At 69.2% G+C, this 23951-nt stretch carries 27 protein-coding genes, 2 pseudogenes and 1 riboswitch; of the genes and pseudogenes, 22 read left to right on the plus strand and 7 right to left on the minus strand.

Translation table 11 applies throughout. The annotated features are described in order from the left end of the window. Nucleotides 1-49 precede the first annotated feature (49 nt). The 16 genes and pseudogenes from ABTZ59_RS04035 (at nt 50) to ABTZ59_RS04110 (ending at nt 10231) form a co-directional block, all read left to right on the plus strand. Entirely contained in the window at nt 50-892 is an 843-nt protein-coding gene (locus ABTZ59_RS04035; RefSeq protein WP_351389937.1) for a helix-turn-helix domain-containing protein, read from the plus strand. Then, a pseudogene (locus ABTZ59_RS37335) lies at nt 873-965 on the plus strand (DUF397 domain-containing protein); the annotation flags it as partial. The gene ABTZ59_RS04035 and the pseudogene ABTZ59_RS37335, both read left to right, overlap by 20 nt. 54 nt (nt 966-1019) lie before the next feature. Beyond that, the gene (locus ABTZ59_RS04045; protein WP_503002000.1) at nt 1020-1379 is read left to right on the plus strand and encodes a DUF397 domain-containing protein; all 360 of its coding nucleotides are present in this window, start codon (nt 1020-1022) and stop codon (nt 1377-1379) included. 283 nt (nt 1380-1662) lie between these two features. Then, nucleotides 1663-2250 (plus strand): hypothetical protein, encoded by a 588-nt coding sequence (locus ABTZ59_RS04050; protein WP_351389940.1) that lies wholly within the window; start codon nt 1663-1665, stop codon nt 2248-2250. Next, nucleotides 2247-2849 carry a signal peptidase I gene (locus ABTZ59_RS04055; RefSeq protein WP_351389943.1) on the plus strand — a complete coding sequence of 201 codons (603 nt, stop codon included), beginning with the start codon at nt 2247-2249 and terminating at the stop codon, nt 2847-2849. Before ABTZ59_RS04050 ends, ABTZ59_RS04055 begins: the two co-directional genes overlap by 4 nt. Continuing rightward, on the plus strand, nt 2846-3547 hold the full coding sequence (locus ABTZ59_RS04060; RefSeq protein ID WP_351389947.1) for an alpha/beta fold hydrolase: 702 nt from the start codon (nt 2846-2848) through the stop codon (nt 3545-3547). Before ABTZ59_RS04055 ends, ABTZ59_RS04060 begins: the two co-directional genes overlap by 4 nt. A 99-nt stretch (nt 3548-3646) precedes the next feature. Then, the gene (locus ABTZ59_RS04065) at nt 3647-4087 is read left to right on the plus strand and encodes a hypothetical protein (protein WP_351389959.1); all 441 of its coding nucleotides are present in this window, start codon (nt 3647-3649) and stop codon (nt 4085-4087) included. Nucleotides 4088-4099: 12 nt separating this feature from the next. After that, entirely contained in the window at nt 4100-4912 is an 813-nt protein-coding gene (locus ABTZ59_RS04070) for a hypothetical protein (RefSeq protein WP_351389962.1), read from the plus strand. 262 nt (nt 4913-5174) lie between these two features. After that, nucleotides 5175-5402, plus strand: coding sequence for a hypothetical protein (locus ABTZ59_RS04075; protein WP_351389965.1), 228 nt, complete (start codon nt 5175-5177; stop codon nt 5400-5402). Next, the gene (locus ABTZ59_RS04080; protein ID WP_351389970.1) at nt 5380-5907 is read left to right on the plus strand and encodes a DUF6879 family protein; all 528 of its coding nucleotides are present in this window, start codon (nt 5380-5382) and stop codon (nt 5905-5907) included. The genes ABTZ59_RS04075 and ABTZ59_RS04080 overlap by 23 nt, the downstream gene beginning before the upstream one ends. A gap of 81 nt (nt 5908-5988) precedes the next feature. Continuing rightward, nucleotides 5989-6792, plus strand: a complete 804-nt coding sequence (locus ABTZ59_RS04085) for a helix-turn-helix domain-containing protein (RefSeq protein WP_351390142.1) — start codon at nt 5989-5991, stop codon at nt 6790-6792. A 123-nt stretch (nt 6793-6915) separates the two neighbouring features. Continuing rightward, on the plus strand, nt 6916-7161 hold the full coding sequence (locus tag ABTZ59_RS04090) for a DUF397 domain-containing protein (protein ID WP_351389973.1): 246 nt from the start codon (nt 6916-6918) through the stop codon (nt 7159-7161). A gap of 109 nt (nt 7162-7270) precedes the next feature. Beyond that, a complete protein-coding gene (locus tag ABTZ59_RS04095) occupies nt 7271-7567 on the plus strand; it encodes a hypothetical protein (RefSeq protein WP_351389976.1) in 297 nt (98 codons plus the stop codon). 3 nt (nt 7568-7570) lie between these two features. Continuing rightward, on the plus strand, nt 7571-8446 hold the full coding sequence (locus ABTZ59_RS04100) for a JmjC domain-containing protein (protein WP_351389982.1): 876 nt from the start codon (nt 7571-7573) through the stop codon (nt 8444-8446). Nucleotides 8447-8708: 262 nt separating this feature from the next. After that, on the plus strand, nt 8709-9608 hold the full coding sequence (locus ABTZ59_RS04105; protein WP_503001973.1) for a hypothetical protein: 900 nt from the start codon (nt 8709-8711) through the stop codon (nt 9606-9608). A 71-nt stretch (nt 9609-9679) separates the two neighbouring features. Further along, nucleotides 9680-10231, plus strand: a complete 552-nt coding sequence (locus ABTZ59_RS04110) for a Uma2 family endonuclease (protein ID WP_351390148.1) — start codon at nt 9680-9682, stop codon at nt 10229-10231. Nucleotides 10232-10325: 94 nt separating this feature from the next. On the opposite strand, the gene groL is transcribed toward ABTZ59_RS04110, so the two are convergent. From groL to thrC, 4 genes are all read right to left on the minus strand, one after another. After that, a complete protein-coding gene (gene groL, locus ABTZ59_RS04115) occupies nt 10326-11951 on the minus strand; it encodes a chaperonin GroEL (RefSeq protein WP_351389987.1) in 1626 nt (541 codons plus the stop codon). A gap of 418 nt (nt 11952-12369) precedes the next feature. Continuing rightward, a complete protein-coding gene (locus ABTZ59_RS04120; RefSeq protein ID WP_005315736.1) occupies nt 12370-12573 on the minus strand; it encodes a cold-shock protein in 204 nt (67 codons plus the stop codon). A gap of 368 nt (nt 12574-12941) precedes the next feature. Then, nucleotides 12942-13217 carry a ubiquitin-like small modifier protein 1 gene (locus ABTZ59_RS04125; RefSeq protein ID WP_351389992.1) on the minus strand — a complete coding sequence of 92 codons (276 nt, stop codon included), beginning with the start codon at nt 13215-13217 and terminating at the stop codon, nt 12942-12944. 123 nt (nt 13218-13340) lie between these two features. Continuing rightward, complete coding sequence (gene thrC, locus ABTZ59_RS04130; protein ID WP_351389995.1) at nt 13341-14648, minus strand: threonine synthase; 1308 nt, start codon at nt 14646-14648, stop codon at nt 13341-13343. Nucleotides 14649-14665: 17 nt separating this feature from the next. Continuing rightward, nucleotides 14666-14795, minus strand: a riboswitch (SAM riboswitch). Between the two features lie 178 nt (nt 14796-14973). On the opposite strand from thrC, the gene ABTZ59_RS04135 reads away from it, so the two are divergent. From ABTZ59_RS04135 to ABTZ59_RS04145, 3 genes are all read left to right on the plus strand, one after another. After that, nucleotides 14974-16005: a glucosyl-3-phosphoglycerate synthase gene (locus tag ABTZ59_RS04135; protein WP_351389997.1), complete on the plus strand. Its 1032-nt coding sequence runs from the start codon at nt 14974-14976 to the stop codon at nt 16003-16005. A 74-nt stretch (nt 16006-16079) separates the two neighbouring features. Further along, entirely contained in the window at nt 16080-16226 is a 147-nt protein-coding gene (locus tag ABTZ59_RS04140) for a hypothetical protein (RefSeq protein ID WP_351390002.1), read from the plus strand. A gap of 80 nt (nt 16227-16306) precedes the next feature. After that, nucleotides 16307-17746: an alpha,alpha-trehalose-phosphate synthase (UDP-forming) gene (locus ABTZ59_RS04145; protein WP_351390005.1), complete on the plus strand. Its 1440-nt coding sequence runs from the start codon at nt 16307-16309 to the stop codon at nt 17744-17746. A gap of 69 nt (nt 17747-17815) precedes the next feature. Here the strand turns inward: ABTZ59_RS04145 and otsB are convergent, their stop codons facing one another. The 3 genes from otsB to ABTZ59_RS04160 form a co-directional block, all read right to left on the minus strand. Continuing rightward, entirely contained in the window at nt 17816-18658 is an 843-nt protein-coding gene (gene otsB, locus ABTZ59_RS04150) for a trehalose-phosphatase (protein ID WP_351390008.1), read from the minus strand. 121 nt (nt 18659-18779) lie between these two features. Then, nucleotides 18780-19061 (minus strand): DUF3263 domain-containing protein, encoded by a 282-nt coding sequence (locus ABTZ59_RS04155; protein ID WP_351390011.1) that lies wholly within the window; start codon nt 19059-19061, stop codon nt 18780-18782. An 11-nt stretch (nt 19062-19072) separates the two neighbouring features. After that, nucleotides 19073-20323, minus strand: a complete 1251-nt coding sequence (locus ABTZ59_RS04160; protein WP_351390015.1) for an ABC transporter substrate-binding protein — start codon at nt 20321-20323, stop codon at nt 19073-19075. Between the two features lie 256 nt (nt 20324-20579). Here ABTZ59_RS04160 and ABTZ59_RS04165 point away from each other — a divergent pair. The 3 genes and pseudogenes from ABTZ59_RS04165 to ABTZ59_RS04175 form a co-directional block, all read left to right on the plus strand. Beyond that, nucleotides 20580-21494: pseudogene (locus ABTZ59_RS04165) on the plus strand (ROK family protein); the annotation flags it as partial. Between the two features lie 179 nt (nt 21495-21673). Next, on the plus strand, nt 21674-22858 hold the full coding sequence (nagA, locus tag ABTZ59_RS04170; protein ID WP_351390019.1) for an N-acetylglucosamine-6-phosphate deacetylase: 1185 nt from the start codon (nt 21674-21676) through the stop codon (nt 22856-22858). A 131-nt stretch (nt 22859-22989) separates the two neighbouring features. After that, nucleotides 22990-23934, plus strand: a complete 945-nt coding sequence (locus ABTZ59_RS04175) for a 1-phosphofructokinase family hexose kinase (RefSeq protein WP_351390022.1) — start codon at nt 22990-22992, stop codon at nt 23932-23934. Nucleotides 23935-23951 lie beyond the last annotated feature (17 nt).

The raw sequence follows: 23951 nt of genomic DNA on the forward strand, positions 1-23951 counted from the left end.
GACCAGAGGAAGCAGCACAACACCGACATCTGTCTCACCGGGAGCACCTGTGCCTGGACCCAAGCCACTCGACCCGTCGTCCTCACCCCGCGCCATGCTCGGCGCCGAGCTCCGACATCAGCGCGACGAAGCGGACATGTCCCAGGAGGAGCTGGGCAGGCCGATCTTCGTCAGCGGATCGCTCATCGGCCAGATCGAGGCGGGTACGCGACGAATGCAGCCGGAATACGCGATTCACTTCGATGAGGTGTTCAAGACGGACGGCTTCTTTCTGCGGAATTGCGAAGCGTTGCGGAAGTCGAAATACCCGGATCACTTCGCGGAGGCGGCGGAGGCCGAGGCGATCGCGACGATGATCAAGGAGTACGCGCCGCAGCTGATCCCGGGCTTGTTGCAGACGGAGGCGTATGCGCGGGCGGTGTTCCGCAGGTACCACCCGACGGCGCCGGAGGAGGCCATCGACGAACTGGTGGCAGCGCGACTGGATCGCGCCAAGCTGCTGAAGGATCCAACAAAGCCCGTTGTGTGGACGGTGCTTGACGAGGCGATTCTGCGCCGACCGGTGGGCGGACCTGCGGTGATGGCGGAGGCGCTACGTCATGTCGCGGCCCTGATCCGAAGGCACAGGATCATCGTGCAGGTACTGCCGTTCAGCGCAGGAGCACACGCAGCGCTTGAGGGAGCCCTACAGCTGATGTCCTTCGAGGACGCACCCCCACTCGCTTATCTCCAGAGCACGGGATCGGGTCAATTGCTGGACGATCCGGCAACTGTGGCCCGGCACGAACTGACCTACGATCTGGTGGGGGCCAGCGCACTCTCACCGGAAAAATCCTTGGCCCTGATTGAATCAGTGGCGGAGGATTATGAACATGAAGAGCAGCAGCCATGAGTACGACCTGAGCGGCGTGTCCTGGCACAAGTCCAGCTACAGCGGAGGCAGTGGCGGCAGCTGCCTCGAAGTGGGCACCTGGCAGAAGTCGACGTACAGCGACGGCAGCGGCGGCGACTGCCTGGAGGTGGGCACCTCCTGGCGGAAGTCGACCCACAGCGGAGGCAGCGGCGGCAACTGCCTCGAAGTAGGCACCGTCTGGCACAAGTCGACCCACAGCGGAGGCAGCGGCGGCGACTGCGTGGAGGTGGGCACCGTCTGGCACAAGTCGACCCACAGTGGCGGGGACGGCGGCAACTGCCTCGAAGTAGGCAGTGTCTGGCGCAAGTCCACCCACAGCGACGGCAGCGGCGGAAGCTGCGTCGAAGTGGCCGACGGCCACCCCGACATCGTCCCCGTCCGCGACTCCAAGAACCCCGACGGTCCGGCGCTCGTCTTCCGGACCTCGGCGTGGTCGGCCTTCGTCGCCGACGTCAAGCTCGGTTGACCCATCCGGCGGTCCGGCAGCGGAGGGACGTCAGCGCCCTCCGCCAGGTCCGGGCGTCGGCTGGTCGTGGACACCGTCGCCTCGTTCGGCCGACAGCGGTCGCTGGAGGCCATCAGTCGCGATGTCATGACAATGCGACCGGGGAGATCGTGTGCGGGAGCGCCACCGGCACAGATCGCCGCCGACCTGGCGCACCCGGCTTGCGATACGGAGCGGCATCGCCACAAGTGGAACAGGAGGGGTCAAAATGCTGCAAAAGCGATTGAACTGAACGGAGTGGGTGATGGCGCGTCCCTGGCTGAACGTGCTGGCACAGGTAGTGCCCGTTCCACTCGGGTTACTGCTCAGCGGTGCTCTGGTCTGGGGGGCCACCAACGCCGACTGGAGCGGTACCAGCAGCAACAGCGGCAACACCTGGACCTCCAGCTCGCTGGGGCTCGCCAATGACAGCAAGGTGCCCATGTTCAGCATCGACGACATGCGCCCCGGCGACACAGGATCCAACTGCATCGAGATCAAGTCGAACGCCGACTTCCCCACCGCGCTCAAGCTGTACAGCAGCTCGGAGAACTGGCCCAGCAACTTCCAATCCTTCGTCGACCTCAAGATCGAGGTGGGCAGCGGTGGCACGTTCGGGAACTGCCGTGGCTTCACTCCGCACAGGACCGCGTTCGACGGCACCCTGGACACGTTCGTCGCCCTGTACAACGACTTCCGCACCGGCTTGGGTCCCTGGATCCTGCCCGGTAAGCCGCCCAACGCGTTGAGCTTCCGCTTCGCGTGGAAGTTCAGCCCGAGCGCGTCCAACGGCGCGCAGAGCACGAGCACCAACGAGGTTATTTTCACCTGGGAAGCGCGGGAACGGACGTGACCCTCCCGGGTGATCTGGCCGCCCGCCCGCTCCATCACCCCCCGGCCGACGACGCCCCGCACCCGGTCCGCGTGGTCACCTCGGTCATCTCACGTACCGTGCTCGGCTCGATGGTCGGGCTGCTGGTGTGGGCGCATTTTCCCGTGCTGGCGCTGGGCTGGACAGCGGGCGTGGTCCAGTCCGGGTCCATGCGTCCCGCCCTTGTGCCGGGCGACGTCGTTCTCTACCAGCCACCGCGCGACCGCGTTCCGGCGGTGGGCCAGATCGTGCTGACCCAGGACCCCACCCGGCCCAACCGTCTGCTCACCCACCGGGTCCACCAGGTGCGTCCCAACAACGACCTGATCACCAAAGGTGACGCCAACTCCGCACCGGACTCCACACCGGTCCGGCCCGCGGCACTCAAGGGCGTGGCACGACTGCGCGTGCCCTGGATCGGCCTGCCGGTCCAGCTCTGGCGCGCCAAGCAGCATGTGCCCGCGACGGCCATGCTGCTCGGACTCGCCGTGCTGCTCGCGCTCGCCGCTCTGCCCCTGCACAGCCGTCGGCGCTCCGGCGACGGAGGATTGTCAGACCCCTCCATTAGATTTCGCGCATGACTGAATTCGTACTCGTAGCAGGCACGTGGCTCGGCTCGTGGGCGTGGGACGAGGTGGTGCCGGAGCTGCGCGCGGCAGGCCATGGCGCCCACGCCGTGACGCTGTCCGGCCTGGCGGAGAAGCAGGGCGTACCGGCCGGGCAGCGGCGGCACGTGCAGGACATCGTGGACGCCGTCGAGCACAACGACCTGCGGGACGTCGTCCTGGTGGGCCACAGCTATGCGGGGATACCGACCGGGCAGGCCGCCGAGCTGATCGGGGACCGGCTGGCGCGTGTGATCTTCGTCGACTCCAGCGTTCCGGCGGAGGGCGAGTCGTTCCTCTCCGGCTGGCCGGACGGCCGGGCGATGGTGGAGGGCGCGATCGCCGAGACCGGCGGTTTCTGGCCCCCGCCGGCGGCTCCCGAGTACGCCGGCCAGGGCCTGACGGACGAGCAGATCAACCGGATCGTGACCGGCTCGCCCCACCCGGGCGCCTCGCTGACCGAGCCCGCCACGCTGTCCCGCCCGCTCGGCGAGCTTCCGGCGACGTACATCAAGTGCCTGCTCGACGGCGCCGAGCCGAACCCGGACGTGGCCGCGCTGCTGACCAGTGACCGCTGGCGGCTGGTCGAGATGGACACCGGCCACTGGCCGATGTTCTCCCAGCCCCGTGAACTGGCCCGCGTCCTGCTCGCGGAGGCCGCCAAGACGAGCTGATACGCGCTGGCGACTCATCGCCATCGCCTTGTTCCGCACCCGGCGCGACCTCCACGCTGACAGAACACTCCGAACCAGTGGATCAGTGGAGGTTTCCCCATGGTGCGGAAAACCCTTGTCCTGTCGGCCGCGGTGACCACGCTCCTCGCCGGCACGTCCTTCGCTCCCGCCCACGCGGACGCGGCCGAGCCCGGCGTGATCATCACCGATGGCGACCGCGTCCATGTCTCCAGCACCCCGCCTCCCACCGCGTCCGCCCACGGGTGGTGGAAGAAGGTCAGCGGGCCCGGTGACAAGGCGCGCGTCACCATTGATTTACAGGTGAAGAACGCTGACGGTTCCTGGCGCACGGTGGCGACCGGCTCCAAGGTCGTGAAGCCGGGTGGCGGCAGCGCACGCCGGGCCAACGCGCGCAAACAGTGCGTCAACGTCAATCGGACCATCAGTTGGCGAAGCGTCATCGATGTGGACATCATCGGTGTCATCGACTCACCCGAGAAGGCCGTCACGGCGCCCCAGTCGTTGCGGTGCGCCGTCTAGAAGGGAAGCTCCTTGACCGACGACGCGGACGACCTGGCGCCGACCATGATCATGGGCGTTCATGGCGTCCTCGACCTTGAGCCATGGATCCGCCGGGCCCATGAGGACGACAGCCTCGAAGAGGACATGTACAGCCTCGTCGTGAAGCGGACGGTCGCCTATGGGCTGAGTTCCTTCCACGCGGGCGGGCCGGAGGGCGAGCGCTGGGGGCACAACGACGCGGGCGGCGACTGGACCCAGGACGGAAAGGTCCACCAACTGGCCTGGCTCCAGGTCGCGGTCAGCGAGGACCTGCCCGGGCAGCGGATTCCGGTCCAGCCCGCGGCGACGGTCCTCCGCGATGTGCTGACCCGTCTGGGCCGCTTCCGCCTCACGGGGCTGCACACCCTGGCGCCCCTCCATCTGGCCCCCGACGGCCGCGCCGATCTCGTGGACGCGGCGGCCTGGTTCGCCCTCGCGGACCCGGGCCCCGCCGCGCCGGTCGACCTCACCGTGTCCGTATGGGCCCCCGAGAGTGCCGGTCCGCTCGGCGAGCGCGCGTCCGACCTCCTCGCCGCGGCCCAGGAACGTACGTACGAGGCGATGACGATCCGGCCCGCCCCGACCGAGGCGACCACGACCACCGCGCGGGACGGTCTGGACCTTCCCCTCGCGGGTGAGGTCCAGACGGAGGGAATGCGCCCCGGCCCGGCGTTCCATTGCCGCGTCCGTGAATGGTCACTCGATGTGGCCGCGTGGACAACGGAGATCTTCGTGGACGCCCTGAGGTCCACGGGAGCGAGGGCCCCGGCACTGATCACGGTGTCGGCCGGGGGAGCGCACTGAACGACGAGGACCCACTCGGCCGACCACGCGGTAGCCGAAATCGCCGCCGTCGGCAGAGCCCCCGAGCGTGCCCGGGGCCCCCGAGCGTGCCGGGGCGCGAAGCCGGTGAAGCCGGTGGCCGTGACACGGGTCGGCCGGTGACCATGATTCCCCCTCCTCCCGTCCTCCGCCCGCGCAAGTCCCTGCAAGTTCGTTCCTGCGCCCAGGAGTTGAGTGCAAGACTTCGGAGGGCGATCATCAGCCGCGACACCGGAGGTCAAGCATGGCTCTACACCTGCTCGGCAAGGACCCGGACTCCCCTGACGGCAAATCCCCGACCGTGTACTACGACGACACCACCGACAGCTACTTGGTCCAGGGCTGGAAGGTGCTTGACGAGCAGAGGCTGTCGAAGCTGGACCTGCCGGATCACGAGACGGTCGTTGAGATCCCCAAGCGCATGTTGCAGTTCTTCCCGGAGGTGAACGGTGGCGGCGGAGCCGGCGTTTGACGATCTCTTCCGGTTGGCCAAGCGATCAGCCGTGCACCTTGAGATGCGAGACGGGTACATGCGCTCCGACCCGAGCTTCGTCGCCTGGCGACTCGGCAAGCGCGACGATCCCGCCGATTCGGACCCTGAGCAGCGCCCTTGGCTCGCGCTGATGCGGGAGACCATCGGCCGGGGCGTGGAGGTGCGCAGAGCTCGTATCGTCTCGACCCCCGTGACTGACTACATCCACTTCGAGCACCATCTGACCGCCGGGAACGTCGCGGTCGGCGAACATGTCCGCTGGCTGCCCCGCAGACGGGCCTCGGATCTCCTGCTGCCCGGAAACGACTTCTGGCTTTTCGACGACAGCCTGGTGGTCTTCCTTCACTTCGCGGGAGACGGCGAGGCGTCCCCTGAGGGCGACGAGGAACGGACGAGCGATCCCGCGATTGCGCGGCTCTGCTCCACAGCCTTTCGAGCCGTGTGGGAACGGGCCATCCCCCACGAGGAGTACAGGCTGTCCTGACCATGAGTGAAGCAGGCTGATCGGCCCGTGGCCCTGTCGCCGCCGTCGTCCAGCGTTCATCAAGCCAAAGAGGCCCTCGGTCTGCGTCTGCGCGAGATCCGCAAGGACTCCGGCATGACCGCACGTGCGCTGGCCGCGGCGGCCGGCTGGCACGAATCCAAGACGTCACGGATCGAGAACGGGAAGACTGCCCCTTCCGACTCCGACATCCGGCTCTGGACACGTATCTGCCACGCGGAAGAGCAGACCGTGGACCTCATCGCCACGGCTCGCGGCATCGCAAGTATGTACGTCGAGTGGAGACGTCTGGAACGTGCTGGGCTGCGCCGGGTGCAGGAGTCCGTGCTGCCACTCTTCACGAGGACTCGACGGTTCCGTGTCTATCAGTCCTGGGTCGTGCCCGGACTCCTCCAGACCGCCGATTACACCCGTGCGGTCCTGAACACCGTCACGTCTCTGCGTGATGTGCCGGACGACGACGTGGAGGAGGCGGTCGCCGTACGAATGTCACGCCGCCGCGTCCTTCACACCGGCCATCAGCGTTTCGCCTTCCTCATCGAGGAATGGGTCCTACGAACGCTCATCGGCGACTCCCGCATCATGGCCGGGCAACTCGGCCACCTCATCACTGTGGCATCGCTGCCTTCCGTCAGCATCGGTGTCATCCCCATGGGCGTCGCGCGTGGGAACGCGTGGCCCACCGAGTCGTTCACCGCCTTCGACGATGGACAAGTCGCCGTCGAGCTGGTGTCGGCGAGCCTCACAGTGACCCAGCCCAGCGAGCTCGCCGCGTACACGCGAACGTTCACGGAGTTGTCCCGTATCGCGGTCTACGGACCGTCGGCACACGCACTGATCACCAAGGCGATCAACTCCTTCGGGTGAAGGAGTGCAAGTCCGCAGAAGTTCATTGAGGCATGGCTCTCGGCAGTCCGATGCTCTTCACGACGTCGTCGGCAGCCTTCGCGCACCCGAGCGCACACCGCGACGCACAACGTTGGAGGAATCATGAACACCGACCTCTACGCGCTGTCCACACGGGGGGCCACGTTCACGCCGATGTGCGGCGGGAACGGCGGCGATGCCGACAACGACGAGTCCTGTCTGACCCTCGCCGAGATCCCAGGGGCGCTGGACGCGTATGCCCTCGGCGACACGAAGAACGCGGACGTGGAGGGGGCCATCCGCATGAGCGGCGAGGAATTGGACACGTTCGCTGTCCAATGGGCCCGCCTTCGAGGCCTGGTCCTCTAGGGCCGTGCACTGGCACGGCTACAGATGGTCGGGAAGCCGTGAGGACATGCGGCACGAGAGCGTACGACGCCCGGACCACAAGGATTTCCCTGAGTCGAAACTCCCCCCGATGATGACCGGCTGGTGGATTCTGCGCCGCGAACAGACCAAACGGGCCTGGACGTGGACCGACTACATCCCGGCCGTGGAATGGCTGAGCGCCGCTTATGACGACAGCCCGCCCCCGCCCGGCACGGACGTCGGTGTGACCACCAAGGCCGAATACGCGGCGGACGCTCTCGCTGCGGGCGTGGACGTGGCGTGGGGCCACTACACCGGGAGAACCACGTTCGCGCACATCGCCGTCGTCTGCTGTCCCAACCGGCACTGGCCCGCGATCCCGTGTCCCCTCGGCCTGGAGAAGTGACCCATGTCCTTGTCTCTCCTGATGCCTCAAGGTGATGTCCGCCCGAACGAGCCGCTCCTGGTGCACCGAGGTCGCACCGCGGTGCACGAATCCTTCAGCATGCCGCTGCTGGACGACTACATCGAAACCGAGTGCCTGCCCGCCGCTCATGTCCTGCTACTGCGAGACGGCCGAGTCCTGGAGCGCGACCACTACGTCCGGGAAGAGCGGCTCATCGCCGGCAAGGTGCGCCACTTCCTCGACCAGGGGTACACCCTGTCCCTGCGCAATCTCCAAGATCTACTGCCGTTTTTCAACCGAATGTGCCGGACGATCCAACGCGAGACCGGCTACCCGTGTCATGCCACCGGGTATCTCACGCCTCCAGGAGCCCGCGGTCTGGGCTGTCACTGGGATCCGTACACGGTCGTCGTCGCACAAATATCCGGTACGAAGTTCTGGCCCCTGTACCGGCCGGTCGTGCATGCCCCCGTGCGCGAACATCTGTCGTTCCCGAGGACCACAACCAGCAGAGCCCTGCGAGAACGCCTCGCGGGACAACCCCCGGACCACAGCATCAGGCTGGCTCCTGGCGATACGTTGTGGGTACCACGGGGGTGGATCCACCAGCCCCGCACGGTGGGTCATGCCCCGAGCTTGCATGTCACTTTCGCATTGCGCGAACTGACCCGCTCCTGGCTCGCCCATCAACTCGTCGACCATCTCGTGACCGAGGACTTCATGCGTGAAGCCCTGCACGAGGCGGACCTGACCAGCGATCTGGTGTCGGAGGTCGTGCGGACGCGTGAGTTGCTGTGCCACGCGCTGGCATCGCTCGACCTACGAAAGGCAGAGCAGGAGATCCGGCGGTCGGCGACGAAACGCCCGCTGACGACCTGATCTCCCGCCCGCACGCCTCATCCGCACCGCGAGCGCCCGGGGCTCAAGCCTCGGGATCCGAGCCCTTTTTCCAAGGATGGGGTGGCGGGTCTTTACCCACCCACCCTCCCTGCCTGGGGAGTTGACTTTTCGTGACCGATTTGCCACGCAGGGTCGCGACGCTTTAGCGTGCCCATAGAGCACAAAACGGGCCCCCGCCGATGCTAACGACATCTGGCGAGGGCCTGACCAACCAGATCGACACCCAAAGAAAAGCGATCCGATGGCTGAGAGTCAGCTTAGTGCCGCCGCGCCCGAGACGCACGCGGCCTCACCCGCTTCACCCACTTCTCCCCCGATGGCGTCCCCCGGGTACGGCAAACGTTCGACACCCGGTCAACAGGCCCGCGGCGCCGACACCTTCGCGCAGCTGCCGCCGCGCGAGGCCGCCGTCGCCGCGTTCATCGACCGGCTGCCCGAGGGCACGGACATCTCGGTGAAGGCCCTCGCCAAGGTGCTCCCGTACGGGCAGTGCGCCCTGCGTACCGCGCTTCGCCGACTCCAGGTGGCCGGGCATCTGCGACGCGGCAAGGAACACCTCGCCGGTCCTGACGGCATGCGCTGGGTGACGCGTACGTGGTTCTCCCGTACCGCGCGGGACAACGAGTGGTGGGCCGCGTTCGTCTCCGGCGACCTGGCCACCGCGGACGCACGGGCCAACACCTCGGATCCGCCGACCCGTTCCCGCGCCTTCATCCTGCTCGCCGCGCTCGGCCGCAGCGCGCCGGTCCTGTCGCTGTCGGCCGCCGACTGCGCGGCCCTGGAACCCCTGACCACGCCGTGGTTCGAACGGGGCGCCACCGAGAGGGACATCCTGCACGCCCTCACCGCCGGACTCCCCGCCGTCGTCCACCACCCGGCGGCCCTCGCCCGCGTACGGCTGACGTCCAAGCTCCCACCCGAGCGGATCCGCGCTCCACGCCCGCCGCTGCGCGTCCTGGAGTGCGCGAAGTGCGGCGCCCCCGGCCGCCCCGAAGTACTCACCGACGGCGAGTGCGGCCCATGCCGGGGCGAGCCCGTCCCCGTACCCCCTGTCTCCCGGCTATCCCCCGCCCAGCTCCGCGCCCGCGTCGCCGAGGCCCGCGCGGCGGCGACCCGCCCACCCGAAAGGACTCGTACATGACCATCCAGTCGATCCGCCGCCATAAATCCGGGGCACCACGGAGGGGAAGAGGCGACGACGTGCGGCCGCAGATGTCCGTCGAGGACTTCGAGGAACTTGCTCGCAAGGCTCCCGAGACGGTGCTGCTCGAATTCATCAACGGAAAGCTAGAGGTCAAGCCCGTGCCGGACCAGCTTCACGGGGCCATTGCCATGTGGCTCCTGCGGCAGTGCATGCAGCAACGTCCCGAACTCGCGTTGCACCCGGCGCAGGGACTCCTCACGGAGACCTACCGCAACGGCCGCGCCCGCGCGGACGGCGCCCTCGCACCGCTCGACCACTTCGTGGACCAGGATGGTGAGTGGGCCAGCCCCGACGGCGTACTGATGACAGTCGAAGTGACTTCTCACGACCACGACACGGACCGCCGCGACCGCACCGAGAAGCGCGATGGCTACGCGGCGGCGGACATCCCCGTCTATCTCCTCATCGACCGCGACGCGGAAGAAATGGTCCTTTACACCGATCCGCGGAAGGGCAAATACCAGACGCGCACCACACGCCCTTACGGCGCTACGGTCAAGCTCCCGCACCCCGTCTCCATCACCCTGGAAACCGAGAAGCTCAAGGACTACACCCGCTGACGAAGCCTCGCTGAAACGCCCGAGGGCGGCACCCCCGCGAAGGGGTACCGCCCTCGGTCACTTCAGACCATGGACCGGGTCCGAGCCGTCAGGCTCAGAAGTCCATGTCACCGCCCGGCATGCCGCCGCCGGCCGGGGCCGCGCCGGCCTTCTCCGGCTTGTCGGCGATGACGGCCTCGGTGGTGAGGAACAGCGCCGCGATGGAGGCGGCGTTCTGCAGGGCAGAGCGCGTCACCTTCGCGGGGTCGATGATGCCCTCGGCGATCATGTCGACGTACTCGCCGGACGCGGCGTTCAGGCCGTGACCCACCGTCAGGTTGCGGACCTTCTCCACGACGACGCCGCCCTCAAGACCACCGTTGACGGCGATCTGCTTGAGCGGAGCCTCCAACGCGAGCTTGACGATCGCGGCACCAGTGGCCTCGTCGCCCGTCAGCTCAAGCTTCTCGAAGACCGAGGAAGCCTGGAGCAGAGCCACGCCACCACCGGCGACGATGCCCTCCTCGACGGCGGCCTTGGCGTTGCGCACCGCGTCCTCGATGCGGTGCTTGCGCTCCTTGAGCTCGACCTCGGTCGCGGCGCCGGCCTTGATGACGGCCACGCCGCCGGCCAGCTTCGCGAGGCGCTCCTGGAGCTTCTCGCGGTCGTAGTCCGAGTCGCTGTTCTCGATCTCGGCGCGGATCTGGTTGACCCGGCCGGCGACCTGGTCGCTGTCACCGGCACCGTCGACGATGGTGGTCTCGTCCTTGGTGATGACGACCTTGCGGGCGCGGCCCAGCAGGTCCAGGCCGGCGTTCTCCAGCTTGAGGCCGACCTCCTCGGAGATGACCGTACCGCCGGTGAGGATGGCGATGTCGTTGAGCATGGCCTTGCGGCGGTCACCGAAGCCCGGGGCCTTGACGGCGACGGACTTGAAGGTGCCACGGATCTTGTTGACGACCAGGGTCGACAGCGCCTCGCCCTCGACGTCCTCCGCGATGATCAGCAGGGGCTTGCCCGACTGCATGACCTTCTCCAGCAGCGGAAGGAGGTCCTTCACGTTGCCGATCTTGGAGTTGACGATCAGGAGGTACGGGTCGTCCAGGGACGCCTCCATACGCTCCATGTCGGTGGCGAAGTACGCCGAGATGTAGCCCTTGTCGAAGCGCATGCCCTCGGTGAGCTCAAGCTCAAGACCGAAGGTCTGCGACTCCTCGACGGTGATGACGCCTTCCTTGCCGACCTTGTCCATCGCCTCGGCGATCAGCTCGCCGATCTGGGTGTCGGCGGCGGAGATGGAGGCGGTCGAAGCGATCTGCTCCTTGGTCTCCACGTCCTTGGCCTGCTCCAGCAGGGCACCGGAGACGGCCTCGACGGCCTTCTCGATACCGCGCTTGAGGGCCATCGGGTTGGCACCGGCGGCCACGTTGCGCAGGCCCTCGCGGACCAGCGCCTGGGCGAGCACCGTGGCGGTGGTCGTACCGTCACCGGCGACGTCGTCCGTCTTCTTGGCGACTTCCTTGACCAGCTCGGCGCCGATCTTCTCGTACGGGTCCTCCAGCTCGATCTCCTTGGCGATGGACACACCATCGTTGGTGATCGTGGGGGCGCCCCACTTCTTCTCCAGGACGACGTTTCGGCCCTTGGGGCCAAGGGTGACCTTGACGGCGTCGGCGAGCTGGTTCATCCCGCGCTCGAGACCGCGCCGTGCCTCCTCGTCGAACGCGATGATCTTGGCCATGTGAAGTGGTCCTCCCGGACGGATGGGGTCTCCCCTGCTCGAACGCAGTTGAGAGCTTGGGGAAGGATTGCTCCGGACCGCGCTGGCGCCCGCGACGGACGGCCTGAGAGCCGTGCGGTTCCTTGCCCCACCGGCTCTTCGGGCCTCACCGACCCGGTCCTTAAGTTGTCACTCTCACTTGCAGAGTGCTAACGCAATGATTAGCACTCGACCCCCGAGAGTGCAAGCTCCTCCCGTTCGCAGCGGCCCCGCCGAGGCCCCGCCGAGGCCCCGCCGAGGCCCCTCCGGACGCTCCGGACCGGCCGGAACGCACGAAGGGTCCGCATCCCCTGTTCGGGATGCGGACCCTTCGGCGTGAGTCACGAGTCGTGCGTCGTGAGTTCGTACATCAGTGCGTCGGTGGCCGATCGCGCCGGGATCAGACGGCGAGCTTGACCATGTCCGCCTGCGGACCCTTCTGGCCCTGCGAGATCTCGAACTCCACTCGCTGACCTTCTTCAAGGGTGCGGTAACCGTCCATCTGGATCGCGCTGTAGTGGACGAAAACATCCGCACCACCGTCTACCGCGATGAAGCCGTAGCCCTTCTCCGCGTTGAACCACTTGACGGTGCCCTGAGCCATGCCTAACTCCCCTATTACTGGCCCTTGCACGGGGCCACACTTCGCGCCGGAACGCGTCGACCGCGGCTGAATGTATCTGCCCAACTGCCCTCTGCAACAGGTCAATCGGACGAGAATTCTGGGCATGGCTGAACAGGCATAGCGTTGAATTCCCTGCGTTCCAGGGCAAGTCGGGCCGGGCAAAGCGCACCTACGGCGCATACGGCACTCCGACTTCGACCCCATGTTGTCGCGTTCTCGCATGCGTTCGGCAGAGGCGACAGCGGGGCGTTCCCCTACTGTACCGCGCTCAACCATGTAGAACGGCCCCCTCCGCTTCTCTCACGGAGGGGGCCGTACCAGTCACAGAGCGGAGGAGGATGCGGGGATCAGCCTCCGGCGACGGCGGGAATGATCGAGACACCTGCGCCCGCCGGGGTGGCGGTCTCCAGGCCCTGTTCGAAGCGGACGTCGTCGTCGTTCACGTACACGTTCACGAAGCGGCGCAGCTTGCCCTGGTCGTCCAGGACGCGGGCGGCGATGCCCGGGTGGTTCGTCTCCAGGGACTGGATGACCTCGGAGAGGGTCGCCCCCTCGGCGGCGACCTCGGCCTTGCCGCCGGTGTACGTACGGAGAATGGTGGGGATGCGGACGTTGACGCTCATGGTGGTGTTCTGCCTTCCGTCTTCCGTAACGTCGTGGTGGTCGTCAGTCGCCGGTCGCGGGGCCGGTCGCTGGTAGCCGGTCGCCTGCCGCCGGTCGCGGGGCCCGTCGCCGGTCGCCGGTTGTCAGCTGCGGGCCAGGCCGGCGTCGCGGAACGCGTCCAGGCTCGGGCGGATGGTCGCCGTCGGGCCGGTCGTCGGGGCGACGGCGTCGAGCGTCTTGAGACCGTCGCCGGTGTTCAGGACGACGGTGGTCAGCGCCGGGTCGAGGAGACCGGCCTCGATCAGCTTCTTCGTCACGCCGACCGTCACACCCCCGGCCGTCTCCGCGAAGATGCCCTCGGTGCGCGCCAGCAGCTTGATCGCGTCGACGATCTGCTCGTCGTCGACGTCCTCGACGGCGCCGCCGGTGCGGCGGGCGATGTCCAGGACGTACGGGCCGTCGGCCGGGTTGCCGATCGCCAGGGACTTGGCGATGGTGTCCGGCTTCTGGGGCCGTACGACATCGAGTCCGGCCTTGAAGGCGGTGGACACTGGCGAGCAGCCCTCGGCCTGGGCGCCGAAGATCTTGTACGGCTTGTCCTCGACCAGGCCCAGCTTGATCAGCTCCTGGAGACCCTTGTCGATCTTCGTGAGCTGCGAGCCCGAGGCGATCGGGACGACGATCTGGTCGGGCAGCCGCCAGCCGAGCTGCTCACAGATCTCGTACGCCAGCGTCTTGGAGCCCTCGCCGTAGTACGGGCGCAGGTTGACGTTGACGAAGCCCCAGCCCTCGCCCAGCGGGTCGCCGATCAGCTCGGAACAGAATCGGTTGACGTCGTCGTAGTTGCCCTCGATACCGACGAGTTCACCGCCGTACACCGCCGCCATGACGACCTTGCCCTGCTCCAGGTCGTGCGGGATGAAGACGCAGGAGCGGAAGCCGGCGCGGGCGGCGGCGGCGCCGACCGCGCCGGCCAGATTGCCCGTGGAGGAGCACGAGAGCGTGGTGAATCCGAAGGCGCGGGCCGCTTCCACGGCGATGGCGACGACGCGGTCCTTGAAGGAGTGCGTCGGGTTGCCGGAGTCGTCCTTGATGTGCAGGGAGCCGGTGACGCCCAGTTCACGGGCGAGGTTGTCGGCCTTGACGAGCTTGGTGAAGCCGGGGTTGATATTGGGCTTCGTGGCCACATCGGCGGGAACGGGCAGCAGCGGCGCGTAGCGCCAGATGTTGTCCGGGCCCTCGGCGATACGCCTCTTCAGCTCTTCGGGGGTGCCGCTCGGCAGGTCGTACGCCACTTCGAGCGGCCCGAAACAGCTGGCACAGGCGAAAATGGGGCCGAGGTCGAAACGCTCTCCGCATTCGCGGCACGAGAGCGCGGCGGCGGGTCCGAGATCCACCGAGCCGGCGTCCTCGACGGAGTCGGCGTTGTGTACGGCGGTCTGCACAGCCATGGAGGCGAGGCCCTTTCTCCTCATCTTCCTCGCGACGTACTTCGCCACGAGACGGAATTGGCACCTTCCCCACCGTGACCTCGAATGGTCGGCGGGAGGGTTGCCGGGACTTCAACGGGCCGTTCCCTCAGTCCCTCTGGATGAGCGCTATGGCGCCGGACCCCGGGTCCGACGCGTTTATTGACGTAATGACCCCCGGCATGCGGTGGTCATTCGTGTTGTTCAAGACTGTAACCGACGGAGCGCGCGGTTGAGAGAGTCGTCCGCACCGCGAGATGGATCACGTTCAGGGCACACGTACGCACACGCTCAGGGAGTACCGACCGTGCTGGAAGAGGTGGAGCACTGGCTGACCAGGCGTTCCTGGTCCGTGGCCGACCGCCCGCTCGACCGGCTGACAGTGGCGAAGGCCGCGCGCGGTTCGACCGTGAGTGTGGTCCTTCCGGCGCTGAACGAGGAGGAGACGGTAGGCGAGATCGTCTCCGTGATCCGGCGCGAACTGATGGAGCGGGTGCGGCTCGTCGATGAACTGGTGGTGGTCGATTCCGGTTCCACCGACCGTACGGCCGCGGTCGCCGCGGCGGCGGGCGCGCGCGTGGAGCACCGGGACGCGATCCTGCCGCGGCTGCCCGCGCTGCCCGGCAAGGGCGAGGTGCTGTGGCGGTCGCTGCTGGTGACGAGCGGCGACATCGTGTGCTTCGTGGACGCCGATCTCAAGCGGTTCTCGGCCGATTTCGTGTCCGGGATCGTGGGGCCGCTGCTGACCGACCAGGACGTGCAGTTCGTGAAGGCGATGTACGACCGTCCGCTGTACCCGGATCCGGCAGGACCGGGAGCGGGACCAGGACCGGCAACGGGAGCGGGAACGGGAACGGGACCAGGACCGGGAGGGGGACCGGCACCGGCCCTCGGCCAGGGCGGGCGCGTGACCGAACTGGTGGCCAGGCCCCTGCTCAATCTGCACTGGCCCCGGCTGGCCGGTTTCGTTCAGCCGCTGGGCGGTGAGTACGCGGCGCGGCGCTCGCTGCTTGAGCGGCTGCCGTTCCCCGTCGGGTACGGGGTGGAGCTGGGGCTGCTCGTGGACGCCCTGCACATGGCGGGTCTCGACGCGCTGGGGCAGGTCGACGTCGGGATACGGATCCACCGCCATCAGGACGAGCGGGCGCTGGGGCGGATGGCCGCGGCGATCTACCGTACGGCGCAGCTGCGGCTGTCCCGGGCGCATTTGGTACGACCGGAGCTGACGCAGTTCGAGCGCGGCGAGAGTGGTTTCGTACCGCGCACGCACGCGGTGGACACGGAGGAACGGCCGCCGGTGCGGGAGATCGCGGAGTACCCGGCCGGACGCGCGGCGTAACGGAATGCGATCATGCGAATTATCTAGATTGCCCGGTTATGGCGATGGCGATGGCGATGGCGATGAATCCTGCGATGACCGGGCCGCTGAGCGCTGTGCACGCGCAGCTGGCCCAGGCCGGGAGCACGGCCGAGCGGCTGTGGCTGCTCGGCGGGGTGGTGCTCGCGCTGAGCGGCGCCGGGGTGGTCGCGCTGGCCGCCCTGCGCGGCCGGCGGGACTGACGGCCGTGCCCGGCCAATGGCGGGCGAGACAGCCGCGTCCGTACGTTTGAGCGTTTCCGTGACGGGCTAGGTTTCGGCACATGGTTACCGAGCCGCCCTCCCGGGCCCAGGTCCTCGTCGCGTCCAACCGCGGCCCCGTCTCGTACACCCCGCGGGACGACGGCTCGCTGGAGGCCAGGCGCGGCGGCGGCGGGCTGGTGTCCGGTCTGTCGGCCATCGGGCAGGACGGGGACGCGGTGTGGGTGTGCGCGGCGCTCGGGGAGGGCGACCGCGAGGCGGTACGGCGCACGGGCGGGCGGCTCGACCCCGCCGACACGGGCGGCCGGCGGGTGCGGATGCTGGGCATCGCGCCGGAGGTGTACGCGGACGCGTACAACGGCGTCGCCAACTCCACGCTCTGGTTCGTCCACCATCTGCTCTACCAGACCCCGCTGGAGCCGTCCTTCGGCCCGGAGTTCCGCGCGCGGTGGGCGTCGTACGAGACATACAACCGCGCCTTCGCGGAGGCCCTGGCCGACGAGGCGGCCGACGGCGCGGCCGTGCTGGTGCAGGACTACCACCTGGCGCTGGTGCCGGGGATGCTGCGCGCCCTGCGCCCCGACCTGAGGATCGGGCACTTCTCGCACACGCCCTGGGCCCCGGTCGACTACTTCCGGCTGCTGCCCGACGACATCGGGCGCCAGCTGCTGCGCGGCATCCTCGGCGCGGACCGCGCGGCGTTTCTGACGCACCGGTGGGCCGACGCGTTCACGGCGTGCTGTACGGAGCTGCTGGGCGCGACGGGTGGCACGGGAAAGACCCGGATCGGCGTGCACGGCCTGGGCGTGGACGGCGACTTCCTGCGTGAGCGCGCCCACCGCCCGGACGTGGACGAGCGGATCGGGACCCTGCGCGGGCAGATCGGCCGTACGGGCACGGGCGAGGAGCGGAAGACGATCGTCCGGGTGGACCGTACGGAACTGTCGAAGAACATCGTGCGCGGCCTGCTCGCCTACCGGCTGCTGCTGACCGATCGTCCGGAATGGCGCGAACGCGTCGTCCATGTCGCCTTCGCCTACCCCTCCCGGCAGGACCTGGCGGTCTACCGCGACTACACCGCCGAGGTCCAGCGGGTGGCCGACGAGATCAACGCCGAGTTCGGCACGGACGGCTGGACGCCGGTCGTCCTCCATGTCGAGGACGACTTCGCCCGCTCGCTGGCCGCCTACCGGCTGGCGGATGTGGCGCTGGTCAACCCGATCCGCGACGGCATGAACCTGGTCGCGAAGGAGATCCCTCTCATCTCGGAGCGCGGCGGCGCGCTGGTGCTGTCGCGGGAGGCGGGGGCGTACGAGGAGCTGGGCGAGGACGCGCTGGTGGTGAACCCGTACGACATCAGCGCCACGGCGGCGGCCCTCCACGAGGCGCTGGCCATGCCGGTCGACGAGCGCGCGGAACGCGCCAAGCGGCTGGCCGCGGCGGCGACGGCGCTGCCGCCGCAGCAGTGGTTCCTGGACCAGCTGACGGCGCTGCGCGCCTGACGACTCCTGGCGCGACCGGGTGGCATCGGTCCGCCCGGGCGCCAGGCGCCAGGTGTCAACTGTCAGCCGTCAGGCCATCGCCTCCGCCAGCGCCGCCAGGAAGTCCGCCAGCGCCGCCGGTCCCGGCAGCCGCAGGTCGGCGCGCTCGGCCAGTTCGGGCACTTCGCCGCCGCTACAGATCAGCAGCCCCGGGTGGCCGTCCGAGCGAAGCTTCTCGACCGCCGCGTAGGCCGGGAGGTCGCCCAGGTCGTCGCCCGCGTACAGGACCGTCTCGGCGCCGACCTCGCGTACGTACTCCAGCAGTGCCACGCCCTTGTCCACGCCGGGCGGACGCAGCTCCAGGACCATGCGGCCCGGTTCGACGATCAGTCCGTGGCGGGCCGCCAGCTCGGTCAGCGGGTCGCGCAGCGCGTCGAACGCGGCCTGCGGGTCGGAGGCGCGGCGGGTGTGGACCGCGACGGCCCGGCCCTTCTCCTCGATCCAGGTGCCGCGCCAGGCGCCGAACTGGTCCAGGACGCCGGGGAGTTCGGCGCGCACGGCCGCGACGCCCTCGTGCGGGGCGGGGGCGCTGACGGTGCCGGAGACGGCGTCCCAGCGCTCGGCGCCATAGTGGCCGAGGACCACGAGATGGTCCAGGCCCGGCACTCCGGCGAAGCCGCCGTACCGCACCGCGACCCCGGCCGGGCGGCCGGTGACGACCGCGACCGACGCGACATGCGGCGCGAGCGCGGCCAGTGCGGGGACGGCACGCGGATGCGCGCGGGCCTGTTCGGGGTCGGGGACGATCTCGGCGAGGGTGCCGTCGAAGTCGAGCGCGACGACGGCCTTGCCGGGCCGCGCGAGGAGCGCGGCCAGACCGTCGGCGCCGGCGGGAGTGGCAGGTCGCTGCAAGGGGTACGGGTTGCTGCCCATGCCACGACCCTATCGGCGCACGCCACGGCAGGGAGTCTGTCCGGCCAATACGCCACGGCACGAAGTCGCTCCGGGCCCACAGGGGCTCCCGGCACGATCTGAACGAAAGTCCTTGACGGCCCTAACGGCGGCGGCGTCTTTCGGCCCTGATCCGCCGCAGCCTGTTCACCGTCACCGGGTCGTGCTCCAGCGCCAGCGGATCGTCCAGCAGCGCGCCCAGCAGCTGGTAGTAGCGGGTCGGCGACAGGCCGAGCCCTTCCCTGATCGCCCGCTCCTTGGCGCCGGGGCCCGGCCAGCCGCGCCGCTCCATGGCGAGTACGGCGCGGTCCCGCTCGGACAGCCCGGCGGGGCCACGTACATCCTCGGAGTCGGCGGCAGGGTCAGCCGGGTCAGACGCGGTCATATGACCACACGCTACTCGGCGGCCTCGGCCGCCGCCGCGTCCCTGGCGATCCCGCCGAGGACGCTCGACGGGCTGGCGCCGGGCTCGACCGCCTTGCCGATGTTCTTCTTGAAGCTCTCGCTCACGCTCGCCCAGGAGTTCTTGCCGTACGGGATCAGCTCGGAAGTGGGCAGCGCGGTCAGGAACTTGCGCAGGTCCGCGTACTGCGGGTCCGCCACCATCGCCTCGTTCGCGCTGTAGGTGACCGGCAGCAGGTCGTACTGCCCGGCGAAGGACATCACGTTCTTGTCGTTGTACGCGAAGTCCAGGAACTTGCCGATCGCCGTACGGTGACCGTTCTGCTTGAAGGCCATCATCCAGTCGGCCACGCCCATGGACGCCTTGGCCTTGCCATTGACGCCGGGCAGCGGCACCATCCCGACCTTGACGCCCTGCTTCGCGGCCTCCTCCATCAGGGAGGGATGTCCGTTGAGCATGCCGACCTGGCCGCTGGTGAACGCCTTGAAGGCGGTGGCGCGGTCGAGCTTGCCGGGGGCGACAGGCCCGGTCAGCCCCTTGCCGACCAACTCCTTCTGGAGCCACTGGAACGTCTTGATGTTCTGCGGCGAGTCGATGTTGTACGAGCCGTCGGCGGTGTCCGTGTAGCCGCCGCCGCCGCTCAGCAGCCACATCATGGTCTCGCCCTGCGCCTCCTCGGAGCCCAGCGGCAGCGCGAACGGCGTGGTCACACCCGTGGCCTTGAGCGCCTCGGCGTGGGACTGGATGTCGTCCCAGTTCTTCGGGGCGTCGAGACCGGCCTGGTCGAAGAGTTCCTTGTTGTAGAAGAGCAGCCGGGTGGAGGCGACGAACGGCAGTCCGTACTGGATGCGGTTGACCTTGCCGGCCTCGGAGAGCTGGGAGAGGAAGTTCGCCTGCGTGGGGACGGAGAGCACTTCGTCGGCGGTGTAGAGCTTGTCCTGCTTCACATAGTTGGCGTACGAGCCGACCTGCGCGATGTCGGGGGCCTTGTTCTCCTCGACCATCGTGGCGACATCGCTGTCGACGGTCTTCCAGGGGCGGACGCTGACATCGACCTTGATGCCGGGGTTCTCGGACTCGAAGGCGGCGGCGAGCGCGGACCAGTACTTCTCGGAAGTGTTCTCGGAGCTGGTGCCGTAGTCCGCGGCGACGAACTTGAGGGTGACGTCGTCCCCGGACCCTCCCGTGCTGCCGCAGCCGGCCAGCGCCATTGTCATGCCCCATGCGGCTATCACCGCGGTCATTGCCCGATAGCGCTGTCGCACAGCTGTGTTCCCGCCCTTGTTCTTCGTTCGCGCGTAAGGCCCCGGTCGGTCCCCCGTGACGCACTGTTATGAAGCAGTGATTTTCCCTCATCCGGAGGTTTCGGGTCCACCGGTGATTGGTTTCACTTAGGCAACGCCCAAACCTGGAGCCCAGGGCTTCCGCGTTTGTATGGAGACTCAACAATCCTGGACAGTGGACTAGACCTTTCAAGGGTCTACGCGCGAGACTGTTTCCGTGAGACACGTCATCGCCCTGGATGTGGGCGGCACAGGCATGAAAGCCGCCCTCGTAGGGGCGGACGGCGCGCTGCTGCATCAAGCGCGGCGGGCGACCGGCAGAGAGCGCGGGCCCGAGGCCGTCGTGGAGGCCATTCTCGGCTTCGCGGCGGAACTGCGCGCGTACGGCGTCGAGCACTTCGGCGAGAGCGCGGTGGCCGCCGGGGTCGCCGTGCCCGGCATCGTCGACGCCGAGCGCGGTATCGCGGTGTACGCGGCCAATCTCGGCTGGCGCGACGTACCGATGCGCGAGCTGCTCGGCGCCCGGCTCGGGGGCGTACCCGTCGCGCTCGGGCACGACGTACGCACCGGCGGTCTCGCCGAGGGGCGGCTCGGCGCGGGCCGGGGAGCCGACCGGTTCCTGTTCGTGCCGCTGGGCACCGGGATAGCCGGGGCCATCGGCATCGCGGGCTCCATAGAGGCCGGCGCCCACGGCTACGCGGGCGAGATCGGACATGTCGTGGTCCGCCCCGACGGGCCCGACTGCGGCTGCGGGCAGCGCGGCTGTCTGGAGGCCCTTGCCTCCGCCGGGGCCGTGACCCGCGCCTGGGCGGCGGCGAGCGGCGACCCGGAGGCGGACGCCGCCGACTGCGCGAAGGCCGTGGAATCCGGCGACCCGGTGGCCGTACGGGTCTGGCTCGACGCGGTCGACGCGCTCGCCGCGGGGCTGGTCACGGCGCTCACGCTGCTCGACCCCCGAACGCTGATCATCGGTGGCGGTCTGGCCGAGGCCGGGGAAACCTTGTTCACACCCCTGCGGGCCCGGGTCGAGGAGCGGGTCACGTTCCAGAAGCTGCCCGAGATCGTCCCGGCGGCCCTCGGTGACCACGCCGGCTGTCTGGGCGCGGGCCTGCTGGCCTGGGACCTGCTCGCCGCCACCGAGCCCACCCCGGCCGAGCCCACCGCCACAGAACCGACCGCCACAGAACCCGCCGCCACCGAACCGACCCCCGCCCGGCCCGCCACCGAAGCGCGGTCCGCCGCGCGGTCGCACCCCACTGACGACACCAGTCCGCCCGACGACGAACCACTCGCCACGGAGGTATCCGCCTGATGGCCGCTAGCGCCCCACGCGCCGCGCACGCCGCACGCGCCCCACGCGCCGAAAGCACCGTTCTCACCGGCGCCCGGGTGGTGCTGCCCACCGGAACCGTGGAGGGCGGGCGGGTGATCATCGAGGGCGGCCGGATCGCGGGCGCCGCCCACGACGACACCGCCTCGCTGGATCTCTCCGGCCACTGGATCGTCCCGGGCTTCGTGGACCTGCACAACCACGGCGGCGGCGGCGCCTCGTTCACCTCCGGCTCGGTGGACGACGTGCTCAAGGGCATCCGTACACACCGCGAGCACGGCACCACCACCCTGGTCGCCTCCACCGTCACCGGCGAGATGGACTTCCTCGCGCACCGCGCGGGCTTCCTCTCCGAGCTGGTCGAGCAGGGCGAGTTGGCCGGGATCCACTTCGAGGGCCCGTTCATCTCCCCCTGCCGCAAGGGCGCCCACAGCGAGGCGCTGCTGCGCGACCCCGACCCGGCCGAGGTGCGCAAGCTGCTCGACGCGGCGCGCGGCACGGCCAGGATGGTCACGCTCGCCACCGAACTGCCGGGCGGCATCGAGTCCGTACGGCTCCTCGCGGAGCACGGCGTGATCGCGGCCGTCGGGCACACGGACGCGACGTACGAGCAGACCGTGGCGGCCATCGACGCGGGCGCGACCGTCGCGACGCATCTGTTCAACGCGATGCCGCCGCTCGGCCACCGCGCTCCTGGACCGATCGCCGCGCTGCTGGAGGACGAGCGGGTCACGGTCGAGCTGATCAACGACGGTACGCATCTGCACCCCGCGGCCCTGGAGCTGGCGTTCCACCGGGCGGGCGCGGACCGGGTCGCCTTCGTCACGGACGCGATGGACGCGGCCGGCTTCGGCGACGGACGCTACGAACTCGGCCCGCTCGCCGTCGAGGTCAAGGAGGGCGTCGCGCGGCTGGTGGAGGGCGGCTCGATCGCCGGTTCCACGCTGACCCAGGACATCGCGTTCAAGCGGGCGGCGACCGTGGACCGGCTGCCGGTAGAGGACATCGTGCGGGCGATCTCCGCCAACCCGGCGCGGCTGCTCGGCGTGTACGACAAGGTCGGCTCGCTGGAGCCGGGCAAGGACGCGGACCTGGTGGTCCTGGACGAGGAGTTCTCGCTCAAGGGTGTCCTGCACAAGGGCGAATGGGTGATTGAACCCAAGTAGGTTGATTTACCCGCGAGTACGAGGAAATCCATCCGAAGGCGGTCGGCCCGGGGTCTGGGCCTACCGCCTTCTGTTTGGCATGATCGCTCCGGTAATTGGCCGAACGAGCGCGTTTCCCGGGGGTGCGACGGATGATCGTGACGGTCACGCTCAATGCCGCGCTGGACATCACGTACCGCACCCCCGCGCTGGTCCCGCACACCACGCACCGCGTCAGCGATGTCGCCGAACGCCCGGGCGGCAAGGGCCTGAACGTCGCGCGGGTGCTGTCGGCGCTGGGCCACGAGACGGTGGTGACGGGGTTCGCGGGCGGCCGGACGGGCGATGTGCTGCGGGAACTGCTCGGCAACAGCGGCCCCGGGGGCTCCAGGGCCCGGCCGGTGGACGCGCTCGTACCGATCTCCGGGTCCACCCGCCGCACCCTCGCCGTCGTCGACGAGACGGGCGGTGACACCACCCAGCTCAACGAGCCGGGCCCGACCGTCTCCTCCGCCGAGTGGTCCGACTTCCTCGGCGCGTACGAGCGGCTGCTCACCGGCGCCGACGCCGTGGCCCTGTGCGGCAGTCTGCCGCCCGGCATCCACGTCGGCGCGTACGCCGAGCTGATCCGCCGGGCCCGCGCCGCCGGCGTCCCGGTGCTCCTCGACACCAGCGGCGAACCCCTGCGCCGCGGCGTCGCCGCCCGCCCCGACCTGGTCAAGCCGAACGCCGACGAACTCGCCCGGCTCACCGGCTCCCGCGAGCCGCTGCCCGCCGCGCGCGACGCCCGCAGGCGCGGCGCGCACGCCGTCATCGCCTCGCTCGGAGCCGACGGCATCCTCGCGGCCACCCCGGACGGAATCTGGCAGGCGAGCCCGCCCGCTTCCGTGAAGGGCAACCCGACGGGCGCGGGCGACTCGGCGGTGGCCGGGCTGCTCTCGGGCCTCGTCGAGCGTCTGCCCTGGCCGGCCCGGCTGGCCCGCGCGGTCGCCCTGGCCACGGCGACGGTCCTGGCCCCGGCGGCGGGCGAGTTCGACACGGAGGCGTACGAGGAACTGCTGCCACGGGTGACGGTGACGGAACACCCCGGACCATAGCGCCGCGCCGGACGGGG

The sequence above is a fragment of the Streptomyces sp. NPDC094034 genome (assembly GCF_040303865.1).
Taxonomy (GTDB): domain Bacteria; phylum Actinomycetota; class Actinomycetes; order Streptomycetales; family Streptomycetaceae; genus Streptomyces.